At 73.5% G+C, this 22,297-nt stretch carries 24 protein-coding genes; 9 read left to right on the plus strand and 15 right to left on the minus strand.

The window, feature by feature from the left end; genetic code table 11:
• Positions 1–24 precede the first annotated feature (24 nt).
• The 8 genes from ACIRPK_RS18180 to ACIRPK_RS18215 form a co-directional block, all read right to left on the minus strand.
• On the minus strand, positions 25–1,044 hold the full coding sequence (locus ACIRPK_RS18180) for a DUF2278 family protein (RefSeq protein ID WP_403039741.1): 1,020 nt from the start codon (positions 1,042–1,044) through the stop codon (positions 25–27).
• A 122-nt stretch (positions 1,045–1,166) separates the two neighbouring features.
• The gene (locus ACIRPK_RS18185; protein ID WP_403039744.1) at positions 1,167–3,014 is read right to left on the minus strand and encodes a protein kinase; all 1,848 of its coding nucleotides are present in this window, start codon (positions 3,012–3,014) and stop codon (positions 1,167–1,169) included.
• A 273-nt stretch (positions 3,015–3,287) separates the two neighbouring features.
• On the minus strand, positions 3,288–4,028 hold the full coding sequence (locus tag ACIRPK_RS18190) for an urease accessory protein UreD (RefSeq protein WP_403039747.1): 741 nt from the start codon (positions 4,026–4,028) through the stop codon (positions 3,288–3,290).
• Positions 4,025–4,711, minus strand: a complete 687-nt coding sequence (gene ureG, locus ACIRPK_RS18195; RefSeq protein ID WP_403039749.1) for an urease accessory protein UreG — start codon at positions 4,709–4,711, stop codon at positions 4,025–4,027. The genes ACIRPK_RS18190 and ureG overlap by 4 nt, the downstream gene beginning before the upstream one ends.
• A complete protein-coding gene (locus ACIRPK_RS18200; protein WP_403039751.1) occupies positions 4,701–5,363 on the minus strand; it encodes an urease accessory protein UreF in 663 nt (220 codons plus the stop codon). The genes ureG and ACIRPK_RS18200 overlap by 11 nt, the downstream gene beginning before the upstream one ends.
• Positions 5,364–5,373: 10 nt before the next feature.
• Complete coding sequence (locus ACIRPK_RS18205) at positions 5,374–7,095, minus strand: urease subunit alpha (protein WP_403039753.1); 1,722 nt, start codon at positions 7,093–7,095, stop codon at positions 5,374–5,376.
• Positions 7,088–7,399 (minus strand): urease subunit beta, encoded by a 312-nt coding sequence (locus ACIRPK_RS18210; RefSeq protein ID WP_403039755.1) that lies wholly within the window; start codon positions 7,397–7,399, stop codon positions 7,088–7,090. The genes ACIRPK_RS18205 and ACIRPK_RS18210 overlap by 8 nt, the downstream gene beginning before the upstream one ends.
• Positions 7,396–7,698 carry an urease subunit gamma gene (locus ACIRPK_RS18215; protein WP_403039757.1) on the minus strand — a complete coding sequence of 101 codons (303 nt, stop codon included), beginning with the start codon at positions 7,696–7,698 and terminating at the stop codon, positions 7,396–7,398. The genes ACIRPK_RS18210 and ACIRPK_RS18215 overlap by 4 nt, the downstream gene beginning before the upstream one ends.
• 306 nt (positions 7,699–8,004) lie before the next feature.
• Between ACIRPK_RS18215 and ACIRPK_RS18220 the strand changes: the two genes are divergently transcribed.
• Positions 8,005–9,234 carry a glycerophosphodiester phosphodiesterase gene (locus tag ACIRPK_RS18220; protein ID WP_403039759.1) on the plus strand — a complete coding sequence of 410 codons (1,230 nt, stop codon included), beginning with the start codon at positions 8,005–8,007 and terminating at the stop codon, positions 9,232–9,234.
• Positions 9,235–9,288: 54 nt separating this feature from the next.
• Here ACIRPK_RS18220 and ACIRPK_RS18225 read toward each other — a convergent pair whose 3' ends face one another.
• The 5 genes from ACIRPK_RS18225 to ACIRPK_RS18245 form a co-directional block, all read right to left on the minus strand.
• Positions 9,289–10,437, minus strand: coding sequence for a DUF3103 family protein (locus ACIRPK_RS18225; protein ID WP_403039761.1), 1,149 nt, complete (start codon positions 10,435–10,437; stop codon positions 9,289–9,291).
• A 198-nt stretch (positions 10,438–10,635) separates the two neighbouring features.
• Positions 10,636–11,289 carry a response regulator gene (locus tag ACIRPK_RS18230; protein ID WP_403039763.1) on the minus strand — a complete coding sequence of 218 codons (654 nt, stop codon included), beginning with the start codon at positions 11,287–11,289 and terminating at the stop codon, positions 10,636–10,638.
• A 23-nt stretch (positions 11,290–11,312) separates the two neighbouring features.
• The gene (locus ACIRPK_RS18235; protein ID WP_403039765.1) at positions 11,313–12,641 is read right to left on the minus strand and encodes a sensor histidine kinase; all 1,329 of its coding nucleotides are present in this window, start codon (positions 12,639–12,641) and stop codon (positions 11,313–11,315) included.
• Between the two features lie 8 nt (positions 12,642–12,649).
• On the minus strand, positions 12,650–13,948 hold the full coding sequence (locus ACIRPK_RS18240; RefSeq protein ID WP_403039767.1) for an FtsX-like permease family protein: 1,299 nt from the start codon (positions 13,946–13,948) through the stop codon (positions 12,650–12,652).
• Positions 13,945–14,778: an ABC transporter ATP-binding protein gene (locus tag ACIRPK_RS18245; protein WP_403039769.1), complete on the minus strand. Its 834-nt coding sequence runs from the start codon at positions 14,776–14,778 to the stop codon at positions 13,945–13,947. The genes ACIRPK_RS18240 and ACIRPK_RS18245 overlap by 4 nt, the downstream gene beginning before the upstream one ends.
• A 167-nt stretch (positions 14,779–14,945) precedes the next feature.
• Here ACIRPK_RS18245 and ACIRPK_RS18250 point away from each other — a divergent pair, with 167 nt between their 5' ends.
• The 3 genes from ACIRPK_RS18250 (at position 14,946) to sph (ending at position 17,835) form a co-directional block, all read left to right on the plus strand.
• Positions 14,946–15,518, plus strand: coding sequence for a TetR/AcrR family transcriptional regulator (locus ACIRPK_RS18250; protein WP_403039771.1), 573 nt, complete (start codon positions 14,946–14,948; stop codon positions 15,516–15,518).
• A 68-nt stretch (positions 15,519–15,586) separates the two neighbouring features.
• Positions 15,587–16,621, plus strand: coding sequence for an SDR family oxidoreductase (locus tag ACIRPK_RS18255; protein WP_403039773.1), 1,035 nt, complete (start codon positions 15,587–15,589; stop codon positions 16,619–16,621).
• A 236-nt stretch (positions 16,622–16,857) separates the two neighbouring features.
• Positions 16,858–17,835: a sphingomyelin phosphodiesterase gene (gene sph, locus ACIRPK_RS18260; protein WP_403039775.1), complete on the plus strand. Its 978-nt coding sequence runs from the start codon at positions 16,858–16,860 to the stop codon at positions 17,833–17,835.
• A 44-nt stretch (positions 17,836–17,879) separates the two neighbouring features.
• On the opposite strand, the gene ACIRPK_RS18265 is transcribed toward sph, so the two are convergent.
• Entirely contained in the window at positions 17,880–18,305 is a 426-nt protein-coding gene (locus ACIRPK_RS18265) for an SRPBCC family protein (protein ID WP_403039777.1), read from the minus strand.
• Between the two features lie 175 nt (positions 18,306–18,480).
• Between ACIRPK_RS18265 and ACIRPK_RS18270 the strand changes: the two genes are divergently transcribed.
• The 5 genes from ACIRPK_RS18270 (at position 18,481) to ACIRPK_RS18290 (ending at position 21,069) form a co-directional block, all read left to right on the plus strand.
• Positions 18,481–19,146: a VanZ family protein gene (locus tag ACIRPK_RS18270; RefSeq protein WP_403039779.1), complete on the plus strand. Its 666-nt coding sequence runs from the start codon at positions 18,481–18,483 to the stop codon at positions 19,144–19,146.
• 8 nt (positions 19,147–19,154) lie between these two features.
• Positions 19,155–19,757, plus strand: a complete 603-nt coding sequence (locus ACIRPK_RS18275; RefSeq protein ID WP_403039781.1) for a DUF4230 domain-containing protein — start codon at positions 19,155–19,157, stop codon at positions 19,755–19,757.
• A 97-nt stretch (positions 19,758–19,854) separates the two neighbouring features.
• On the plus strand, positions 19,855–20,373 hold the full coding sequence (locus tag ACIRPK_RS18280) for a hypothetical protein (RefSeq protein WP_403039783.1): 519 nt from the start codon (positions 19,855–19,857) through the stop codon (positions 20,371–20,373).
• A gap of 74 nt (positions 20,374–20,447) precedes the next feature.
• A complete protein-coding gene (locus tag ACIRPK_RS18285; protein WP_403039785.1) occupies positions 20,448–20,735 on the plus strand; it encodes a DUF1905 domain-containing protein in 288 nt (95 codons plus the stop codon).
• Positions 20,736–20,877: 142 nt separating this feature from the next.
• On the plus strand, positions 20,878–21,069 hold the full coding sequence (locus ACIRPK_RS18290) for a YegP family protein (RefSeq protein ID WP_403039787.1): 192 nt from the start codon (positions 20,878–20,880) through the stop codon (positions 21,067–21,069).
• Positions 21,070–21,138: 69 nt separating this feature from the next.
• Here the strand turns inward: ACIRPK_RS18290 and ACIRPK_RS18295 are convergent, their stop codons facing one another.
• Positions 21,139–22,191, minus strand: coding sequence for a S1 family peptidase (locus ACIRPK_RS18295; RefSeq protein ID WP_403039789.1), 1,053 nt, complete (start codon positions 22,189–22,191; stop codon positions 21,139–21,141).
• Positions 22,192–22,297: the final 106 nt, after the last annotated feature.

Below are 22,297 nucleotides of genomic sequence, written 5' to 3' on the forward strand. Positions count from 1 at the left end.
CCGCCGACCGGGTGAGACGGCGGGTCAGAAGGTGATCGTCCGGCCCTCGGCGGCGGCCTGCCGGGCGGTGTAGGAGACACCGTGCACCTTCAGCCCGGCCGGGTCGAGCAGGGTGATCGACCCGCCGTGGTTGCCGAGCTCGAAGCCCCGGCCGCCGTTCACGGTGAGCACCGCGCCGGGGGCCAGCCGGGCGGCCGGGATCGGCAGCCGGTGCTTGGCCTGGTCGGCGAGCTGCCAGCCCGTCAGGTCGACCGGTGCGGCGGAGGCGTTGAGCAGCGTGACGGTCTCCCGCTCGGGCGCCGGACCGGCCGGGTTGACCAGGGCCGCGACGATCCGGACCGCCGTGCCGCCGGGATCGGCCGGGTCGGTCGGCCGGCCCGGCGTGCTCGGCAGGGTGTGCCCGGTGCTGTCGTCGGTGTGCCAGCTCTGCGACTGGAAGGCCAGGAACACCGCCACCCAGCGGTCCTCGGCGGGCAGGTGGATCAGCAGCCCGCCGTCCTGGTAGACCCCGTCGTCGCTGCGGAACCGTCCGCTGTTGCCCTGGTTCAGGTGGATGTCGTGCACGCCGTTGCCCGGCTTGAAGCCGAACGCCTTGTCGGGCACGTTCGCCTCGGGTCCCCAGCGCTCGCCGAACAGGTAGACCGCCGCCCCCGGGTCGGCGATCGCCCGCTGGACGAAGTGGTCCAGCAGGTCGGCCAGGTCGTTGTCGACCCCCGGCAGGTCCGGCGGCAGGGTGCGCAGCCGGGCCGGGTCGAACAGGTTGCCCCGGATGAAGTCGAGCGCGGCCGTGCCGGGCTCCGCGGGCAGTGCGGTCCACCCGCTGCCGGGCGCCGGGAGCAGTCCGGTCAGCGGGTGCCGGAAGTCGTCCACCACCACGTACAGCAGCTCCGGAGGAGCCTGCTGGGACAGGACGTTGACGGCGGCCCGGTAGTCGGTGCCGTGCGCGTCGCGCAGGTGGATCTGGAAGTGCGGGCTGTCGGAGGCGCCCTCCCGGCGCCGGTCCACGGCGGTGGCGGCGAGCACGCCGTAGTTCTTCAGGGGCACGGTGGGGTCCTTCGGCCGAGGCCACGTGGGCCTGCTGCGGTGGTCCTCACCGTTATGCCGTACCGACCGGGGCGGGTGCAGCGGAATCGCCGGATGTTCACCCGCCCCGACAGCCTGCGGGGCTACCAGTTGACCCGCCACTGCTGCGACTTGTTACCCGGGGTGCAGGTCTGCATGGTGACGGCCTTGCCGGCGCCGTTGTCGGTCATGCAGAGCGAGCTGCTGTAGTCCTTCAGGTAGATGCTGCCCGAACCGGTGTTGATCAGGCCCCAGCTGGTCAGGGCGCTGAAGTCCGGGTTCACCTCGACCGCACCGTCGCCCATGCCCTGCACCAGCATCGGCTTGGCGAGGTTGCACGGGTAGAGGTAGTACCAGCCGCCCGGTCCTTGGTCCGATCGCATCCAGCCGAACTCGGTCCGACCGCCCATCACCGCCGTCGTGCCCGCCACCGGGTCGCCGGCCAGGCCGAGCTTCATGCCGCTGCCCACGCCGGTGACGTAGCTCCAGCCCTTCCCACCGCACTCCGCCGGGACGCTGGGTGCGGGCGGAGGTGTGGTGGGGGCCGGGCTGGGCTTGGTGGGCGCCGGGTTGCTGCCGCCGCCCCCGCCGCCGGGCGTACCGCCGCCGTTGTTGTTGCTGCCTGCACCGCCGTTGTTGTTGCCGGCACCGCTGCCGGTGCCGCTGCCGGTGCCCGTGCCGCCCGCGTTGCCGCCCGCGTTGCCGCCGCCGGTGTTGGGGACCGTCCCGGCCGGCTGGTTCGCGGGTGCCTGCCCGGCGTTCGGGTCGGCGGGTGGTGCGCTGGCTGGGGCGGCGGGCGTCTCGGCCACCGCCGAGGCCGGAGGGGAGGAACCGGCCGGTGCGGTAGCGGAGTTCGAGCCACCGACGACCGGCGCCGACTGGCTCGGGGTGTTGCCCTTGGCCTGGCTGCCGAGCGGGCTCCGGTCGATCAGCAGGGCGCCGCCCGCCCCGGCCGTGATCACGACCGGGACGATCAGCGGAACCAGCACCCGGAAGCGCCTCCGCTTGGGCTCCGGCCGGGTGCGGGCCTGGTCGCCGACCGCGGCCACCACCGTGACCGGGGTGGCCAGCAGCGCCGGCGGCGTGCCGACGGCGGTGGCCGGGACCGTGACCGGGCCGCCGGTCCCGGTGAGCGCGGCCCGGGCGGCGGCCGCCATGGTGGCGGCGTCGGGGTAGCGGTGCTCCGGCTGCTTGGCGAGCGCGGTGGCGACGAACTGACGGACCGCCGGGGAGAACGACGGCGGCAGCCCCGGCGCGGGCTCCCGGACATGCTTGAGCACGATCTCCAGCACCGACTCACCGCCGAACGGCACCTGGCCGGTGAGCAGTTCGTAGCAGACCACGCCGATCGAGTACAGGTCGGAGAGCGGGGTGGTGACCGCCCCCTCCGCCTGCTCCGGAGCCATGTACAGCGCCGTCCCGAGCACCGCGTGCGAGGCGGTGATCTTCGTACTGGTGGCGGCCGTGGCGATGCCGAAGTCGGTCACCACCACCCGGTCGTCGGCGCGCACCATCAGGTTGGACGGCTTGATGTCCCGGTGCACGATGTCCTGCTGGTGCGCGGCGTGCAGCGCGTCCAGCGCTCCCGCCAGCAGCCCGAGCGTGCGCTCGGCCGACAGCGGACCGTCCGCCGCCAGCACCTCGTGCAGCGGGCGGCCGTCGATCAACTCCATCACGATGTACGCGACCTGGCCGCCGGGGCCGTCCACACTCTCGCCGTAGTCGTGCACGTCGACGATGCCCGGGTGGCTGAGCGCGGCGAGCATCCGGGCCTCGCGCCGGAACCGCTCGGCGAACTGCTCGTCCTCCAGCAGCGCCGCGTGCAGCACCTTGACCGCGACCTGACGCCCCAACACCTCGTCCTCGGCGCGCCAGACGTCGCCCATCCCGCCGCCACCGATCCGCTCGGTCAGCGTGTAACGACCACCGAGAACGGTCCCCCGACCCCACATGCCCCGACTCCCTTGTCATGCTCGGCCCCAACGAGCCGCCATTCGGCCACAGTCTGCCAGAGCCCCCCCGGAGGTCCAGACCCCGGGCCCGACCGTTACCGCCCTGGTGCAAGGCCCGTACGTGCCGGAACGGGTCAAGGGACGGGCACCTCCTGCAACTTGTTACCGGGTCGCACGTCGCGGCTCCCCCCGCCGCCCTGCCGTGCCGGCGATGCCATTGGATAGCTGCACCGCGCCTCGTCGGCGACGGGGATCGCCCGATCACTTTTCACGTCACGGGGCTTGACCCGCCATCAGCCGGCGCAGCACCAAGGCGTCCGGCGCCAGCGCGGTCAGCAGCGCCGCACCCTCCCCCGGCAGCGCCAGCAGCGCGGCGTCGCCCTCGGTGGGCGCCGCCGGGGCGGGCAGCCCGACGGTGAGCAGCTGGCCGACCGTGCGGTGGCCGCCGAGGCAGGCGGGGCCGTCCCAGCCGGGGGCGCCGGGGCCGAGGTCGGTCTGCTGGTCGAGGATCACCCGGCCTGCCTGACGGACGGTCAGCCGAGAGGTCAGCCGCCCCGGGCCGGTGCCCCGGGTCCAGTCGTGCAGTCGGCCGAGCACCTGCTCCTCGCGGTAGCGCAGCCGGGCCCCGACGGCCAGCTCGATCCGGGTGGTGAGCACCAGGTGGCTCCCGGCGGCGGCGATCACCGGCTCCGGCGACCAGTCCAGCAGGGCGCCCGCACCGACCGTCAACCGCTGTTCCAGGTGGGCGGATTCGGGCCCGGGCAGGCTGATGGTGGCCGCCGCGCTGGTCAGCCGCAGCTCGGCGCCGGGGCGGACGTCGACGTGCACGGCGAGCCGGTCGCCGCCCAGCGGGGCCGCCATCGAGCCGATCAGCACCACGTGCGCGCCCGGCCCGGCGCCCAGGGTGCGGCGGAGCGCGAACGGGCCGCCGCCGGCCAGCACGGGCAGGGCGGTGCCGCCCCGCCCGTCCGGCTCGGCGGTGACCCGGGCGGCGGCCGCCAGCGCGGCGGTCAACGCACCTGCCAGTCCGCCAGCCGCTCGCGGACCCAGGCGACCACGGGGGCGATGCCCTCGGGGTGGGAGAGGGCGGTGAAGACGGTCGGCAGCTCGCCGCGCTGGGCCTTGGCGTCCCGGGCCATCACCCCCAGGTCGGCGCCGACCAGCGGGGCCAGGTCGGTCTTGTTGATCACCAGCAGGTCGGAGGTGGAGACCCCGGGGCCGCCCTTGCGCGGGATCTTGTCGCCGCCGGAGACGTCGATCACGAAAATCTGGTGGTCCGCCAGGCCCCGGCTGAAGGTGGCGGTCAGGTTGTCGCCACCGGACTCGACCAGGATCAGGTCGAGCGGTCCGACGGCGGCCTCCAGCTCCTCCACCGCCTCCAGGTTGGCCGAGATGTCGTCCCGGATCGCGGTGTGCGGGCAGCAGCCGGTCTCCACGGCGGTGATCCGCTCGGGCGGCAGCACGGCGTTCCGGAGCAGGAACTCGGCGTCCTCGGTGGTGTAGATGTCGTTGGTGACCACCGCGAGCGAGAGCTCCTCGCGGAGCACCCGGCAGAGTGCGGCGACGGTGGCGGTCTTGCCGGAGCCGACCGGGCCGCCCAGGCCGATCCGCAGCGCGCGCGGGTGCTGGTGGGTGGCGGTGTGGGTGTGGGTGTGCCGGACGGTGGCGTCGTAGGGGTCGACGTGGTCACGATGCAAAGAGTCGTACCTTCCAGGAGCTGTGCTGCTCGGCGTAGACGTCGAGCAGCGGAGCGGAGGCGGCGGGCAGCTCGCCGGAGCGGGCGGCGGCCACCGCGCGGGCGGTGACGTCATCCAGCGCCGGGGCGAGCCGGGCGAGTTGGGCGGTGACCAGGTACGGGTCCAGACCGAGCAGCCGGACGCAGGCGGTGGCCGGACCGTTGACGCTCTCGTACGCGGCGACGGCCGCCGCGTCGGCCGGGGTGAGCCCGGCGGCGTGGGCGGTGGCGCCCAGCACCACCGGCTGGTGGGCGCCGCCGGGGTGACGGTCCTTCAGTCCGTCCAGCAGCGGGTGCGGCCAGGTGGCCCGGGCGGCCCGGAGCAGCTGGCGGCCGAGCCGGCGGCTGGCCGCGCGCTGCGCCGGGGACGGGGTACGGGCCTCGGCGGCCTGGTCCACGGCGTCCAGCGCTCCGGCGTCGGGATCGAGGGCGGCCGCCGCCGCGAGGGCGGCGGCGGTGAGTCCGGTGGTGTGCAGGCGGCCGGTCAGGAAGGCCGCCATCGACACGTGGTCGTGCACCCGGCCGGACTTCACCGCGGCCTCGGCCCCGCCGGAGTGCGCATGGCCGCCGGCCGGGAACCGGCCGTCGGCGAGCAGGAGCAGTGCGGCTGTCATGTCAGAACGCTCAGAACAGGAAGTACCGCTGGGCCAGCGGCAGTTCGGCGGCCGGGGCGGGGGTGACGGTCTCGCCGTCGATGGTGACGGTGAAGGTGTCGGGGTCGACCCTGACCTCGGGCCGGGCGGTGTTGTTGACCAGGTGGTCCTTGGTGACACCGCGGGTGTTCCCGATCGCGGTGAACGGCTTGGTCAGGCCGAGCCGTTCGGGCAGGCCGTGCTCGATCGCCGCCGGGGCGGTGAAGTTGACCGAGTTGGCGCCGGGCGCCCGGCCCATGGCGCCGAACATCGGCCGGGGGAGCACGGGTTGCGGGGTCGGGATGGAGGCGTTCGCGTCGCCCATCTGGGCCCAGGCGATCTGCCCGCCCTTCACCACCAGGTCCGGCTTGACCCCGAAGAAGACCGGCGACCAGAGCACCAGGTCGGCCAGCTTGCCGGGTTCCACCGAGCCGATCTCGTGGTCCATGCCCTGGGCGATCGCGGGGTTGATGGTGTACTTGGCCACGTACCGCCGGGCCCGCCGGTTGTCGGCCCGGCCGTCGCCGGGCAGCGCGCCCCGGCGGGCTTTCATCACGTGCGCGGTCTGCCAGGTGCGCATCACCACCTCGCCGATCCGGCCCATCGCCTGGGAGTCGGAGCTGATGATGGAGATCGCGCCGAGGTCGTGCAGGACGTCCTCGGCCGCGATGGTGGAGGGGCGGATCCGGGACTCGGCGAACGCCAGGTCCTCGGGCACGTGCGGGCTGAGGTGGTGGCAGACCATCAGCATGTCGAGGTGTTCGTCCACCGTGTTCACGGTGTGCGGCCGGGTCGGGTTGGTGGAGCTGGGCAGCACGTTGAGCTCGGAGACCACCGTGATGATGTCCGGTGCGTGCCCGCCGCCCGCACCCTCGGTGTGGTAGGCGTGGATGCCCCGGCCCGCGATCGCGGCCAGCGTGTCGGCTACGAAGCCCGCCTCGTTCAAGGTGTCGGTGTGGATGGCCAGTTGGGCCCCCGACTCGTCGCACACCCGCAGGCAGGCGTCGATCGCGGCGGGGGTGGCGCCCCAGTCCTCGTGGATCTTGAAGCCGAGCGCCCCGGCCCGCAGCTGGTCGTGCATGGAGACGGTGTTGACCGTGTTGCCCTTGCCGAGCAGCCCCAGGTTGACCGGCACGCCGTCCATCGCCTCGAACATCCGGGCCAGGTGCCAGGCCCCCGGGGTGATGGTGGTGGCCTTGCTGCCCTCGGCCGGTCCGGTGCCGCCGCCGACCAGCGTGGTGATGCCCGAGGAGAGCGCCTCGTCGGCCAGTTGGGGGCAGATCAGGTGCACGTGCGCGTCGATCGCGCCCGCGGTGAGGATCTTCCCGTTGCCCGCGATCACCTCGGTCTCCGGGCCGATCACCAGCTGCGGGTGCACGCCGTTCATGGTCTCCGGGTTGCCCGCCTTGCCGAGCGCGGTGATCCGGCCGTCCCGGATGCCCACGTCGGCCTTGACCACACCCCAGTGGTCCAGCACCACCACGCCGGTGATCACGGTGTCCGGCGCGCCCTCGGCCCGGCTGGTCCTGGCCTGGCCCATCGACTCCCGGATCACCTTGCCGCCGCCGAAGACCGCCTCGTCCCCGCCGGCGCTGCGGTCCTCCTCCACCTCGATCAGCAGGTTGGTGTCGGCCAGCCTGATCCGGTCGCCGACCGTCGGGCCGTACAGCGCGGCGTACCGCTGCCTGCTCAGCCGCAGTGCGTGGTCAGTCATCCAGCCCACCCCCGGTCTCCCCGCGCAGCCCGTACACCTCGCGCCGTCCGCCGATCGGCACCAACCCGACCTCGACCGGTATGCCCGGCTCGAACCGCACCGCCGTCCCGGCCGGGATGTTCAGGCGCAGCCCGTACGCCGCCCCGCGGTCGAACTCCAGACCCGGGTTGGCCTCGGCGAAGTGGTAGTGCGAGCCGACCTGCACCGGCCGGTCGGCACCGTTCACGACGGTCAGCACGGTCACCGGCAGTCCGGCGTTCAGGCCGATCTCGCCCTCGCCGTACAGGACTTCACCGGGGGTCACAGGATCGGCCCGTGCACGGTGACCAGCTTGGTGCCGTCCGGGAAGGTGGCCTCCACCTGGACGTCCGGGATCATCTCGGCGATCCCCTCCATCACGTCCTTGCGACCCAGCACGTGGCGGCCGGACTCCATCAGCTCGGCGACGGTCCGGCCGTCCCGGGCACCCTCCAGCACGTGCGAGGTGATCAGGGCGACCGCCTCGGGGTGGTTGAGCGTCAGCCCGCGGGCCTGCCGGGCGCGGGCCACGTCGGCGGCGACGTGGATGAGCAGGCGTTCCTGCTCGTGGGGAGTGAGCCTCATTCTGCACACACCTAGGGAGGGGGGTTTTCGGCATACCGTAGCGGACGCGCCGAGCACGCACCACAGGCTCCCAGCTGGGCTTCTGACACTCTTTTACAGCTTTTTACGGTGTGATTTCCGGGCGATTTCCTTTTCCTCTCACCGACATTCCCCCGACTCTTCCGAGCCTTTTCCCGGAGCCGTCGCCGCACCCCGGAGCGCCCCGACGTCACGCGAGCTTTCCACAGGGTTCGCCCGGAAGGCGGCGACAGCGGCCCGCCCGGCTCCTACCGTTCGGTAGGTACCGACATCGACCCGGGAGACGACATGACGGAGCTTCACACCCCTGAGCAGGCCGACGCCTCACGCCGCTGGTTCCTGCGCACCAGCGGCGTGCTCGGTCTCGGCGCGGCCGCACTGAGCACCGCCGGCGTCGGCGTCGGCGAGGCCCTGGCGGCCGACGAGGGGTCGGCCGAGCGCCGCCCGGCCGGCAACCGCTCCCCGGTCCGCACCGGCACCGGCCTGGACCGGCTGCCGCACCCGCTGGTGGTCGGCCACCGGGGCGCCAGCGGTTACCGCCCCGAGCACACCCTCGGCTCCTACCAGCACGCGCTGGACCTGGGCGCCGACGTGATCGAGCAGGACCTGGTGCCCACCAAGGACGGTGTCCTGGTGGTCCGGCACGAGAACGAGATCGGCGGCACCACCGACGTCGCCGACCACGCCGAGTTCGCCGCCCGGAAGACCACCAGGACCGTCGACGGCCGCGCGGTGACCGGCTGGTTCACCGAGGACTTCACGCTCGCCGAGCTGCGCACCCTGCGCGCCAAGGAGCGGCTGCCGCTGCAGCGTCAGCACAACACCCTCTACGACGGCCGCTGGGCGGTGCCGACCTTCCGCGAGGTGGTCGAGTTCGCCCAGCAGCGGTCCCGCGCCACCGGCCGCGAGGTCTGGCTCTACGTCGAGACCAAGCACCCCAGCTACTTCCGCTCGATCGGCCTGCCGCTGGAGGAGCGCCTGGCCACCGAGCTGCGCCGGGCCGGGCTGGCCGGCCGCAACGGCCGGGCGATCCTGCAGTCCTTCGAGCCCAGCAGCCTGCAGCTACTGGCCAAGCTGGTCGACAACCCCCGGATCCAGCTGCTCGGCGACGCGGCCACCCAGCCGTACGACTTCGTGCTCGCGGGCGACAAGCGCACCGTCGCCGACCTGGTCACCCCGGACGGGCTGCGCTGGATCGCGGGCTTCGCCCACGGCCTCGGCCCGACCACCAACCTGATCGCCCCGGTCGACCCGGTCACCGGCAAGCTGCTCCCGGTCACCACCCTGGTCGCCGACGCCCACGCCAAGGGCCTGCTGCTGCACCCCTACACGCTGCGCAACGAGAACGCCTTCCTGCCCGTCGACTTCCGGCGCGGCACCGACCCGAACGCCTACGGCGACCCGATCGCCTGGGCCCGCCTCCTGATGGAGCAGGGCGTCGACGGCTTCTTCACCGACCAGGCCGACACCAGCGTCCTGGCCCGCGCCGACTTCTGGACCGCCCACCACGCCGGCTGACCACCGTCCGGTGGGTCCGGCCGCCCGCCCGGCAGGCAGGCGGCCGGGCCGGTCTCAGAACTGCTGGACGTAGTACGGCTCGACGGTCATCCAGCCGTTGCCGCGCGCCCCGTTCAGCTGACCCGAGCTGGTCCGGGCCAGGGTGTACCAGGACTCCACGTAGTCCGGGTCGTCGGTCCACCAGGACTCGGGCAGCGCGCCCAACACCGCGTTCACCAGCGGGATGTAGGCACCCTGGTCGGCGATGGTGAGCAGGACGGCGGCCACCGCCTGGGCGAGGGCCAGGTAGTTGGTGTCACCGTCGTCCTCCATCAGGACGACGTCGGCCAGGTTGTACTTGTAGCTGGACCAGTTCACCAGGATCTGGTTCGGGTAGTACGTGGTGCCGTCGTACTGCAGGTACGGCATGGCGACCGAGTCGACCCGGACCTTGCCGTCCTGGCCGAAGCCGCTCACCAGGGCGAACATCTCGGCCGCGCCCTTGAACCAGGGCTCCTCGTCGTCGTTCACCCGGACGGACGTGATCTTGGTGCCCCACCAGCCGCCGGCCGCCTGCGCGGCGGCGGGCCCGTCGGTGGATGCCGCACCGAGCCCCCGGGCCCGCAACTCCCGTTGCAGGACGTCGATTCCGGCGGTCAGGGTCTTGGCCGTGTCGAGGTCGACCAGGTAGACCGGCCGGGCCGGCACCGAGCCGGTGTCCAGCGGGTAGGCCCGTCCGGCGGTGTCGTAGGCCCGTACGGTGCGGGCGTGCTCGTCGGTGGCGGCGGTCGCCACCAGCGGTGCGGCACCGGCGTCCAGTGCGGCCCGCATCGAGGGGTCGGCCAACTGGACCCGCAGCAGCGGGCCGAGGCCCGCGCCGAGGCCCTTGGCGGTGGCGATGCCCCGGTCGGCCCGCGCGACGGCCTCGGCCAGGCCTCGGGCGGCGGAGCCGGGGACGGCGGCGGCCAGCGGGGCGAGTGCGGCGGGGCCGCTCCCGGGCGCGGTGGTGCTGCGCAGGCGCTCGCGCAGGGCGGGGTCGGTGAGGGCGGTCGCCAGGGACCGGGCCACCTCGTCCTCGATCGCCGACACCCGCCCGGCGGCCGGGGCCTGACCGACCGTGACGGGGTGCGGAGCGGGTTCGGCCAGCGCCGGGACGGTACCGAGCGCGAGCAGGGACAGGGCCGCGAGGGCGACGACGGCGCGCCTCGGACGGAAGTGCGGCATGCGGGATCTCCAGACTCGTCGGGGGAGGTGTCGGAGCATCGGAGCACGGTGCGGTGGGGCGTGCGGAACGGCATCGCGCACCGGAGCGGCGGCGCCATGACAAGTGAAGGGCCTCCCCGACGCCAGATCAACCCCCGTTCAGCGAACGGCCGGTCCGGCCCACCTGAACGCCGCGTGCTCCCCCGGGGCCGGGCCGGGTCACCTCGGCGCGGCGCCGAGATAGCGCAGCACGGCCAGCACCCGGCGGTGCTCGCTCTCGGTCCGGGGCAGGTCCAGCTTCGCGAAGATCCCCGCCACGTGCTTCTCCACCGCCCGCTGGGTGACCGTCAGTTCGGCGGCCACCGCGGCGTTGGTCAGCCCCTGGGCCATCAGCACCAGCACCTCGCGCTCGCGCGGACTCAGCGCGTCCACCCCGCTGCTGTGCCGACGGATCGCCATCAGCTGGGAGACCACCTCCGGGTCGAGCGCGGTGCCGCCCGCCGCCACCCGGTGGATCGCGTCCACGAAGTCGTCCACGTCGGCGACCCGGTCCTTGAGCAGGTAGCCGATCCCGGACGCCCCGGTGGCCAGCAGCCGCGCGGTGTACCGGGTCTCGATGTACTGGGAGAACAGCAGCACGCCCAGTCCCTGGTGCTCCAGCCGGAGTTGGATCGCCGCCCGGAGCCCCTCGTCGGTGTGGTCCGGCGGCATCCGGACGTCGGCCACCACCAGGTCGGGACGGTGCTCCGCGACCGCCCGGTGCAGTGCCTCGGCATCGCCGACCGCCGCCACCACGTCGAAGCCGCGCTCGCCGAGCAGCTGGACCATGCCCTGCCGCAGGACGACGGAGTCCTCGGCCATCACGATGCGCATGCTGCTCTCCGGGGTCGTCGGCGTCAGGTGGCACCGGGTCGGGCGGGAAGCTCCACCGTAACGGTCGTCGGCCCGCCCGCCGGACTGTCCACCCGCAGGCTCCCGTCCACCGCCCGGACCCGCTCGGCCAGCCCCGACAGCCCGCTGCCGCCGCCCGCCGTGCCCGGCAGCAGCACCGCCCCGCCCCGGCCCTCGTCCCGGACCACCAGCCGCAGCAGACCGGCCGACTGCCGGGCCGTCAGCTCGATCAGGTCCGCACCGGAGTGCCGGGCGGCGTTGCTGAGCAGCTCCGAGGCACAGAAGTAGGCGATCGTCTCGACCTCCTCGGGAAGGCGCCCCGCCAGCCCGGTGCGCAGCCGGACCGGCACGCCGGTGCGGGCCGCGAGCGTCTCCAGCGCGGCGTCCAGGCCGGTGTCCAGCACCGGCGGGTGGATCCCCCGCACCAGGTCACGCAGGTCGCCGACGGCGGTGCGGGCGTTGCCGAGCGCCTGGTCGACCAGCTCCCTGCCCCGGCTCAGGTCGGCGGCCGGGATCGTCCCGTCCGGACCGAGCCGGTCGAGCCTGGACCGGGCCGAGGCGAGCGCCAGGGTGACCGCGATCAGCTGGGCCTGGGCACCGTCGTGCAGGTCGCGTTCGATCCGGCGCAGCGTCATCGCCGAGTCGTGGACGACCACGGCCCGCCGCTCCTCCAAGTCCCTGACTCGCTCGGAGAGTCGGCTCGGCCCGAGCAGCGCCCGGCCCAGGTACCGGGTCAGCACCAGCAGCCGCCGGCCCACCCAACCCGCGAACGCCAGCACGCCCAGCCCGGCCAGGGCGACCAGCAGCGAACTCGGCACGGTGTCCAGCGCCAGGGTCCCGAGGCTCAGCCCCCGGTGCCCGTCCGCGCTGACGGACCGCCACCACAGCGGGTAGAGCACCCCGGCGAGCCCGTACAGCCGAAGGCCGACGGTCACCGCCAGCACCAGGACGCTCAGCGGCGCGGCCAGCAGGACGAAGGCCAGCGTCCGCCAGCTCGCGCCGTCGGTCAGCCGGGCCCGCAGCGCCGTGCCGCCGCCCGCAGCGGGACCCGGCGGCGCCGGGACGTCCTCGCCGAGCAGGCCGCGCAGCAGCCGGCGGTGCACCGCGCCGATCCCGCGCCCGGCGGTGAGCACGGCGGCCAGCAGGGGCAGGCCGAGGTGGGTGACCGACAGCACCAGGGCCACCGCGAGCACCGGGTAGAGCAGGGCCACGCCGAGCAGCCCGGGAAGCGGGCCGGCCAGGGCGTACCCCAGCTCGCGGAGGTCGGCCCGGCCGACCGGTACGCCGAACGCCCGTAGCGTCCGCCGCGCCCGCGCACCGCTCACCTCGTCCACCCGCTCCCTCACGTGCTCACGCCCGAGGCCGGACGGATCGTCAGCAGCCGGACCAGGGGGCCGACCGAGGAGACTACAACGAGGCCGGTCACGGCGAGCGCCAGGCCGCCCCAGACCTGGACCGGCAGCTGGGCGGGCCCCGGCGCACCGAGCCGTACCAGTGGTGCGGTGGCGGCACCCGCGACCGCCGCGCCCAGCCCGAAGGCGGTCCCGGCGACCAGCGCCGCCTCCAGCAGCGCCATCCGGACCAGTTGGGCAGGACCCGCGCCGATCAGCCGCAGCAGGGCGACCTCGCGTCGGCGTGCCAGCATCAGCATGACCAGCGTGTCCACCGCCACCAGGGCGGCGAATCCGCCGTAGAGCGCGGTCGCGAACAGGTCGATCCACGGCGGGTCCTGACGTCCCACCAGGCTGCCGAGCTTGGCCAGCGTGAAGGCCACCACCAGCGCCACCGGAGTGATCGCCGCCGACAGCCGCCGGGACCGGGCCCGGCTGTTGGCGACCGCCAGCTCCCCCGGCGCCCCGCACAGCCGCAGCGGCACGGCGGCCACCGCAGCCGCCAGCCGGCCGAGCAGCGGGCCGGCCAGCGCGACCGCGACCAGGTACGCGAGCAGCAGCAACGGGACGTGTTCGGCCACCTCCTCGGCCGGTTCGGCGGCCACCGCGGACTGCAGCACCACCGCCCCCGCCAGCGCCGCCGCCGCGAGCACGCCCCGCAGCCACAACGGGCCGCCGCCGGGACCGGCCGCCTCGCCGAGCGCGGCGGCCGGGCGCAGCCGGGCCGCCCGCTGTGCGGCCAGCAGGCCGCCGAGCAGTGCGGTGACGACGAGGACGACCGCTGCGGCCACGGCGGGCGGCCAGCCGACGGTCAGTCGGAGCCCGGTCGGCACCAGGCCCCGGTCGGCCATCGCGCCGAACCACCACCGGGCCAGCAGCACACCTGCCCCGTAGCCGGCGGGCAGCGCGGGGGCGGCGGTGAGCAGCGTCTCGGCGACCACCGCGCGCCGGACCTGCCACGGGCCGGCGCCGACCGTGCGCAGCAGTGCGGTCTCCCGCTGCCGCTGGGCCACCGCCAGGGCGGCCACCTGGGCGGTGGCGAAGATCGACAGGTAGACGGTGACCAGGGTGAAGCCGATCCCGATGGTGGTCAGGTCCTCGCGCTGCGGGGACGGCGGCGCGGCGGACGCCGTGACCAGGACCGCCACCGAGGCGGTGATCACCGTCGCGGACAGCACCAGCGCGGCGAGGACGCCGACGGCTGCGGCGGGACGGGAGCGCAGCGAGGCGCGGGCCAGGCCGGTGGTCACGCCGCGACCTCCGGTCGGACCGACGGCGTGGTCAGGGCGCGCATCCGGGTGGCGATCCGGCGGGCCGCCGCCTCCCGCTGCTCCTCCCCGCCGTCGGCGCCGGGCCGGTCGGCGCCGGGCGAGTCGGCGCCGGGCAGGTCGGCCACGATCCGGCCGTGGTCGAGCACCAGCACCCGGTCCGCCCAGGCCGCTGCCGCGGTGTCGTGGGTGACCATCACCACGGTGGCGCCGCGGGCGTCGACCGAACGCCGCAGCAGGCCGAGGACCTCGGCGGCGGTGACGGAGTCGAGTGCACCGGTGGGCTCGTCGGCGAACAGGACCTCGGGCTCGGTGATCAGGGCCCGGGCGATGGCCACCCGCTGCTGCTGCCCACCGGAGAGCTGACCGGGACGCTGCCGGGCCCGGCCGGCCAGGCCGACCTCCGCCAGTGCCCGGGCGGCCTGCCTGCGGTCGGCGCGGCGTCCGTCCAACCGGATTGGCAGCAGCACGTTCTGTTCGACCGTCAGGGCCGGGAGCAGGTTGAACTGCTGGAAGACGAAGCCGACCCGGGCTCGTCGCAGCCGGGTCAGCCGCCGTTCCCGCAGGCCGGTCAGCTCCTGTCCGCCGAGCCGGACCGAGCCACTGGAGGGCCGGTCCAGGCCGGCGGCGCACTGCAGGAAGGTGCTCTTGCCCGAGCCGGACGGACCCATCACGGCGGTGAAACTGCCCCGGGGCAGCCGGAGGTCGATGCCGCGCAGGGCGTGCACGGCGTTGCCGCCGCGTCCGTACTGCCGGGTCACACCGTGCAGGTGCAGGGCGTCGGGCGGGGTGGGCGGTTCGCGGTCCGGCATCGCGGGCTCCTTCGGTGGCCGGCGGTCGCCGACGATGCTTCGAACCTACGGATCCTCAGGTCGACCAGGCACTGGGGTGGCCACCCGAGTCCGGGGTTCGGAAATACCGAACCCCGGCGGTCCGCGCCGATTGACCGGAATATGCAGACCGGTCTATTCTCGCCGCCATGGGAGCCAAGGGCGAGGAGACGCGGGCCCGGCTGGTCCGGGCCACCCGGGACCTGCTGGAGGCCCAGGGGTACGCCGCCACCGGGCTCAACCTGGTGCTGACGGAGAGCGGCACACCGCGCGGCTCGCTGTACTTCCACTTCCCCGAAGGGAAGGACCAGTTGGTGACCCAGGCGCTCACCGAGGCCGGGCGCGAGATGAGCGATCTGATCGAGCTGCTCCGGGACACCCGCACGGCGGGGGCGGCGGAGGTGATCAGCCGGCTGATCGGCCTGCTGGCCGGCCGGATGGAGCAGTCCGACTACCGCAAGGGCTGCCCACTGGCCACCGTCGCACTGGAGGTCTCGGCCACGAACGAGTCGCTCCGCCGCCTGTGCGCCGACACCTACGCGACCTGGCAACAGGCCCTGGCGGACCTGCTCGTGACGGAAGGTCACTCCCCCGCCCGGGCGGACGCCGCCGCCGGAGCGGTGCTCGCCCTGCTCGAAGGCGCCCTCCTGCTGGCCCGCGTGCAGCGCAGCCGCCTCCCGCTCGACCAGGCGGCCCGCTCCGCCGAGCTGCTGCTCGCCTGAGCCTGCCGGGGCCACGCTCCGGGCACCGCCCCCGAAATTATGTAGACCGGTCTATTCAGGGAGAACGCATGACCGCAACCACGCTCGTGCTCGGCGCCAACGGTTTCATCGGCCGCTGGCTGGTGCGCGAACTGCTCGTCCAGGGAAACCCGGTGGCCGTCGGCATCCGGTCCGGCCGGGATGCCGAGCTCCGGCGCTGGCTGACCGGTCACGACACCGCGACCGACGCCCTCACCACCGTCGCCGCCGACATCACCCGCCCCGACCTCGGCCTCTCCCCCGCCGATCACGAACGGCTGACGGAAGTCCGCGACATCCACAACCTCGCCGCCCTGTTCCGCTTCGGCCTCCCCCGCGACGAGGCCCGTACCGCGAACCGGGACGGCGCCGTCCACGTCCTGCGCTGGGCCGCCGCCCGGCCAGCCACCCGTCGCCTGGTGCACCTCTCCGGCTACCGGGTCGCGGGCCACCCGTCCCCGCTGCCACCGGACCGCACCGACCGGCTGTACCGCCGGCTCGGCGCGTACGAGGCGTCGAAGATCGAGGGGGACAGCGCCGTCCGCGCCCTCGCCCCCGAACTCGGCTTGCCGCTCAGCGTGGTGAGCCCCAGCACCGTGATCGGACACTCCGTCACCGGCGAGGCCGGCCAGTACCTCGGCCTGGCCGCCCTGGTCGAGCAGCTGTACCGGGGCCGCCTTCCCGCCCTGGCGGGCAGCCGACGCACCTTCGTGCCCGTGGTGGCCGCCGACCACCTGGCCCGCTTCCTGGCCGCCGTCCCGCAGTACGACCGGGGCCCGCTGCACCAGCACACCGTGCTCGACCCGGCCACCCCCGAACTCCCGTCCCTGATCGCCCTGCTGGCCGACCACCTGGGCGTCCGGGCGCCCCGGCTGCGGCTTCCGGTCGCCCTGGTCCGCCACCTCCCCCGGGCCCTGACCGGCGCCGACCCGGAGACCCTCTCGTTCCTCGCCACCGACCGCTACGACACCACCTCCGCCGACCACTTGGCCACCGCCGCCGGCCTCCACCACCCGCCCGTCGCCGAGACCCTCCGCCGCTGGGCCGACCACCTGGTCGCCACCGACTTCGGGCGACCCGCCTGAGCACCGCACCAACCCGTGCCAGCCGCCCGGCGGGCCGGTCGCCGGCACAACACCTGCGCGGCGCGTACGAATTGGGTACGCTCTCGGCCGCCGCAGGTACGTACCTGACAGTAGGTCTAGTTCAAGCCGAGTTCACCGGATGCTCTCCCGACGTCTTGAACCACGTGAACAAGCCCGAGTTGACTACACAACATCTCGTCGCCCGACGAGCTCCCTCACCTCTTCACGGAGCCTCGATGCCCCACACCTCCGCCCGTCGCACGGTCGCCCTCGCCGCAGCCGCGCTGCTCGGCACGCTCGCCGCCGCCCCCGCCGCGCAGGCCGAGCAGGCGCCCGTCACCGTCGCGCCGCTCAAGGTGCTGACCTACAACACCTTCCTGATGAGCACCGGCCTCTACCCCAACTGGGGCCAGGACTACCGGGCCAAGGAGATCGCGGCCGCACCGTTCTTCCAGGGCAACGACGTGGTGGTGCTCCAGGAGGCGTTCGACAACGCCGCCTCGGACAAGCTGCTCTCGCTGGCCAGAACGGCGTACCCGTACCAGACCCCGGTGGTCGGCCGCTCCACCAGCGGCTGGGACGCGACCGGCGGCAGCTACAGCTCCACCACCCCCGAGGACGGCGGGGTCACGCTGCTGAGCAAGTGGCCGATCCTGCGCAAGGAGCAGTACGTCTTCAAGGACGCCTGCGGCGCCGACTGGTGGTCGAACAAGGGCTTCGTCTACGCCGTACTGAACGTCAACGGCCAGCGCACCCACGTGCTCGGGACCCACCTGCAGTCGACCGACTCCGGCTGCTCCAACGGCCAGCCCGCCACCGTCCGGGCGGCGCAGCTGACCGCGATGAAGAACTTCGTGGACGGCAAGGGCATCCCGGCGAACGAGCCGGTGCTGCTGGCCGGCGACCTCAACGTGAACTCGCACGACTCCGAGTACCCGGCCCTGCTCGCCAACGGCAACCTGGCCCCGGCCACCAGCCGGACCGGCTGGGTCAACTCCTTCGACACCGCCGACAACTCGATCGCCGCCTACCGCTACCCGGGCGAGCCGAAGGAGGACCTGGACTACGTGCTCTACCGGGCCGACCACGCCCGTCCGCAGAGCTACGGCAACACCGTGCTGCGCTTCCACAGCAAGCCGTGGACGGTCAGCAGCTGGGGCACCAGCTACACCTACAGCGACCTCTCCGACCACTACCCGGTGATCGCGGGCTGACCAGGTCCTCCGCTCGGGCCGCCCCTCCGGGGGCGGCCCGAGCGTCAGTGCGCCACCGCCCGACCCTCCACGTGCTGCTTGAAGTCCCTCAGGCAGCGCTGCACTTCGTGGGCGATGAAGCCGAGCCAGTCCCCGACCGCGTCCAGCACACCGTGCGGGGTGTGGTCGATCTGCAGCATCACCCGGCTCCGGCCGGTCTCCAGGGCGTGGAAGGTGACCACCCCGGAGTGCTCGACCCCGGCCACCGAGCGCCAGGCGATCCGCTCGCCCGGCACCCGTTCGGTGACCTCGGTGTCGAACTCCCGACGGACGCCGTCCACTCCGGCCACCCAGTGCACCGTCGCCCCGGGGGCCGCCGCCACCTCCTCGATCCCGTGCATGAACTCCGGGAACGCGGTGAACCGCGACCACTCCCGGTAGGCGTCCTCCACCGGCACCGACACCTCGACCGACTCCGCTATGTGCGACATGGCAGCACGTCCCTTCCTGGGGTTGTCGCCCTCCGTCTGCCCCCGTCGCGCTCTTCCACTCCGGCCAACTCAGCTGTTGTCCAAGGGTCTTGACGGCCCTTCTGCTTGACCTGGCCACTGCGGGGTACACGCAGGGGACCGCGCGCCGACCGGCAGCGGCACTGGAGGCTGGAACGTGACCACAATCAGCGGGGAGACTCCCCGGGCCGACCACCCGGTAGAGCCGGTGCCGGAGTACGACCGGCCGCCGTTCCTGCACCGACGCGGCCTGCTGTCGGTGCTGGTCCGCGGCACGGTGATGCTGCTGGCGCTGGCCGCCACGGTGGCGTTCGCGGTCGCGCTGGCCCGCGTCACCCTGCTGCCCTCCCCGGCCTCCCGGAGCATCGCGCACGCCAACCTCCGGCCGGGTGCCTCCCTCCGGGCCTACCTGGACCAGCCGGCCGTCCGCGCGGCGGTGCAGCAACTCGGCGGCAACCTGCTGCTCGGCGCCCCGTTCGGGCTGTTGTTGCCCGCACTGTTCCCGCAGGCCCGTAGTCTGCTCCGGGTCACCGGACTGACCGCACTGATCATGGTGACGGTCGAGACCGCCCAGGCCCTCCTGGTCGAGGGCCGGGCCTTCGACGTCGACGACATCCTCCTCAACACCACCGGTGCGCTGGTCACCTGGCTGCTGATCGGCCACCGCCTCAGCCGTGCCCTGCACGTCCGCCGCACCACCCCCAAGGAAGGAAGACCATGGCACCGTTCGGACGCCTCCGTAACAGACCCCGCCCCGACCGACCCGACACCGACACCGACACCGGCCGCACCGGATCCCGCCGCGCCTTCCCCTGGTACCTGAGCCTGCCCGTGACACTGGCCGTGCTGTTCGCCCTGTTCCTGGCCGGGGCGAAGCTCGACCTCTTCCCCAGCCTGCCCAACCCGTTCGAGAAGCGGAGCGTGGACCGGAGCCAGCCCGTGCTGCTGCAGTCGATCCAGCAGATGAAGCGCTTCACCGGTGCCCAGGGCAACTTCCAGGTGATCGTCGACCTCGACCACGAGGCGGCCTTCCTGCCGTCCCAACTGCTCGGCAACCGCACCCTCTACGTCGCGGCCGGGACGGTGGACGCCTACGTCGAACTGGGTGGCCTCGGCCCGCAGTCCGTCACCGTCTCCGAGGACCGGCGGACGGTGGCGCTCACCGTCCCGCACGCCCAACTCGCGCCACCGTCCATCGACCTCAAGCGCTCCTACGTCTACCTGCAGCAACGCGGCTTCTTCGACCGGATCGGCGACTTCTTCAGCAGCAACCCCGGCAACCAGCAGCAGGTCGAGGAGCTCGCCACCAAGAAGATCCAACAGGCGGCCACCGAGACCGAGTTGATCCGGCAGGCCGACGACAGCACCCGCACCATGCTGACCGGCCTGCTGCACTCCACCGGCTTCACCACCGTGACGGTCACCATCGCCTGACCGCCGCCGAGGCTCCCCGGCCCCGGACCGGCCGACGGCCCGTTGTACTGTCTGATCGGCCGCGACCGGGGCCGACAGACCGTCAACGGGGGACACCATGGACATTCGGGCCGACTACACGGCGACCGAGGCGGACCTCGCCGAGGCGATCCGGAACCACACCACCCGGAGACCGGTGCGGCGTTGGCTGCTCACCGGCTTCTGGGTGCTGGTCGGTCTCTTCGGCCTGCTCGGCCCCTGGGTGGTCACCGTGATCGCGGTGACCGGGCTGGCGCTGATCTGGGCGACGCCGGCGCTGCACCGCAAGATCGTGCTGATGACGGCACGGCGGTTCAGCGGCCCCACCGTCGTACGGATCACCGGCGAAGGGCTCGACTACGCGGTGGGGGCCACCCGGCACGAGGTCCCCTGGGCCTCGGTGACCCGGGTGACGGACAACCCGGTGGCCTGGGCGGTGGCGAGCAACCTCAAGACGACCGCCCGGGTGCCGGTGGGAGCCACCGTCCTCAAGGCCGGGCTCACCCCGGAGCAGCAGGCGGAGTTCGCCGCCTTCCTGGCCGCCGACTCCCGACTGGCCGGAAAGGTCCACGGCCCCGTCGGGACCCAGTTCGCCTGAGTCCCGACCTCTTCCGGCCAGACCACCGGCGCGGCAGCGTGCGCCGCCCCCTTCACGAGGAACGGACCAATCCCGTGGACATCGTCTTCACCAGCCGGGTGATCGAGTGGCGAGGGCCTTCCCCGTTCTACTTCGTCCCCGTGCCGGCCGAACAGGCCACCGAGGTCCGCCAGGTGGCGGCGATGGCCACCTACGGCTGGGGCGTCGTCCCGGTCGAGGCCAGGATCGGTGGGACCGCCTTCGCCACCTCGCTCTTCCCCAAGGACGGCGGCTACCTGCTGCCGCTCAAGGCGGCCGTGCGCAGGCCCCTGGACCTCTCGGCGGGGGACGAGGTGCACGTGGCGATGACCGTTCGCCTCTGAACACCGGGCTCCCGGCCGTCTCCGGCGGCGCGGTTGTCCGTCCGACGGTCCGCCACCCGATCGGATCGCGTCGGGGTGCGGCTCGCCCGGGGTCCGTCCTACGGTGCCTTGGGGGTCCGACCTACGAGAGGTGAGCAGTCCCATGGCAGGAAAGTTCGAGCTCTACACCGACACGTCGGGCGTGCACCGGTTCCGGCTCAAGGCGTCCAACGGCACGGTGGTGATCACCAGTGACCCGCACGAGTCGAAGGAACAGTGCATGAAGAGCATCGACTCGATCCGGAAGCTCGCGCCGTACGCGCAGGTCCAGGAGTCGGCCGCGGCCCCGGCCTGAGCCCCTGACCAGCCCGGAGGGCCGGCCCCGTACCTGACGGGTCCGGCCCTCCGGCGTGCGGACGGTCCGTCAGTAGACGCTGACGCCGTACGCGCTGAGCGCCTCCACCACCGGCTGGAAGAAGGTGGTGCCGCCGCTGGAGCAGTTGCCGCTGCCGCCCGAGGTCAGGCCGTGCGCGGTGTTGCCGGAGAACAGCGCGCCACCGCTGTCGCCGGGCTCGGCGCAGACCGTGGTGCGGATCAGGCCCCGGACGCTGCCCTCGGCGTAGTTGACGGTGGCGTTCAGCGCGGTGACCTTGCCGCTGTGCACCTTGGTGGTGCTGCCGCTGCGGGAGACGGTCGCCCCGACGGCGGGGGTGCTCGCGGCGGTGATCCGCCGGGTGGTGCCGTTGTACAGGTCGACCGAGGATGGCGGGGTCGAGCCGTCCGTGTACCGGACGATGGCGAAGTCGTCGCCCGGGAACCGGGAGTTGGCCGTGCTGCCGAGCTTGGTGGTCTGGCTCTGGCTGGTGTACCAGGAAGCCACCGCGTTGCCGCAGTGACCGGCCGTCAGGAACGAGTACGTGCTGCCGCTGCGCACGTTGAAGCCCAGCGAGCAGCGGTAGCCGCCGCCGTAGATCGCGTCACCACCGGCCAGCTTGGTGCTGAAACGTCCGGCCACCTGCTCCACCCGGACGGCCGTACCCAGCCGCCCGGCGGCCTCGGTGACCCGGGCCAGCTCGGCGCCCCGGACGCTCTCGTCCACCGAGAGCAGCACCTGGTTGGTGACCGGGTCGACCGCCCAGGCCGTCCCGGGGACGGCGGCGGAGCGGTCGAGCTCGGCCGTCGCGGCGGCCAGCTGTGCGCCGCTCCGGGCGACCAGTTGGGCCACCGCCCCGGTCGCCCTGACCTGCTCTGCGGCGGACCGGTCCGTGACGGTGACGACCAGCCGGCCGCTCCCGTCCAGGTACGAACCGGCACTGCGCTCCTCGCCCAGCGACTGCTGGAGCGCGCCGGCCACCGCAGCGGCCTGCCCGCCGACGGGGGTGGCGCGAGCGACGGCGGCGGACGGGAGGGCTAGCGCGGAGCCGGTGACGAGCATCGCGACGGCGGCGAGCAGGACGGCGGGGCGGCGGTTTCTCATGGTGTCGTCTCCCTGATGGGGGCTGGGACCTGGCTGCTGAGCACCACCATCGAGCCGCCCCATGAGCACGTCAACCAGCTCGCTCCTGCCAATCCATCCGGCAACT

The organism is Kitasatospora sp. NPDC101801 (genome assembly GCF_044766665.1).
GTDB lineage: Bacteria > Actinomycetota > Actinomycetes > Streptomycetales > Streptomycetaceae > Kitasatospora.

Coding starts and splice junctions, on each gene's coding strand:
- ACIRPK_RS18185 (WP_403039744.1), bottom strand. CDS start 3,014: ATGTGGGGTCGGGGGACCGTTCTCGGTGGTCGTTACACGCTGACCGAG.
- ACIRPK_RS18200 (WP_403039751.1), bottom strand. CDS start 5,363: ATGACAGCCGCACTGCTCCTGCTCGCCGACGGCCGGTTCCCGGCCGGC.
- ACIRPK_RS18205 (WP_403039753.1), bottom strand. CDS start 7,095: ATGACTGACCACGCACTGCGGCTGAGCAGGCAGCGGTACGCCGCGCTG.
- ACIRPK_RS18215 (WP_403039757.1), bottom strand. CDS start 7,698: ATGAGGCTCACTCCCCACGAGCAGGAACGCCTGCTCATCCACGTCGCC.
- ACIRPK_RS18220 (WP_403039759.1), top strand. CDS start 8,005: ATGACGGAGCTTCACACCCCTGAGCAGGCCGACGCCTCACGCCGCTGG.
- ACIRPK_RS18225 (WP_403039761.1), bottom strand. CDS start 10,437: ATGCCGCACTTCCGTCCGAGGCGCGCCGTCGTCGCCCTCGCGGCCCTG.
- ACIRPK_RS18230 (WP_403039763.1), bottom strand. CDS start 11,289: ATGCGCATCGTGATGGCCGAGGACTCCGTCGTCCTGCGGCAGGGCATG.
- ACIRPK_RS18245 (WP_403039769.1), bottom strand. CDS start 14,778: ATGCCGGACCGCGAACCGCCCACCCCGCCCGACGCCCTGCACCTGCAC.
- ACIRPK_RS18250 (WP_403039771.1), top strand. CDS start 14,946: ATGGGAGCCAAGGGCGAGGAGACGCGGGCCCGGCTGGTCCGGGCCACC.
- ACIRPK_RS18255 (WP_403039773.1), top strand. CDS start 15,587: ATGACCGCAACCACGCTCGTGCTCGGCGCCAACGGTTTCATCGGCCGC.
- sph (WP_403039775.1), top strand. CDS start 16,858: ATGCCCCACACCTCCGCCCGTCGCACGGTCGCCCTCGCCGCAGCCGCG.
- ACIRPK_RS18265 (WP_403039777.1), bottom strand. CDS start 18,305: ATGTCGCACATAGCGGAGTCGGTCGAGGTGTCGGTGCCGGTGGAGGAC.
- ACIRPK_RS18280 (WP_403039783.1), top strand. CDS start 19,855: ATGGACATTCGGGCCGACTACACGGCGACCGAGGCGGACCTCGCCGAG.
- ACIRPK_RS18290 (WP_403039787.1), top strand. CDS start 20,878: ATGGCAGGAAAGTTCGAGCTCTACACCGACACGTCGGGCGTGCACCGG.
- ACIRPK_RS18295 (WP_403039789.1), bottom strand. CDS start 22,191: ATGAGAAACCGCCGCCCCGCCGTCCTGCTCGCCGCCGTCGCGATGCTC.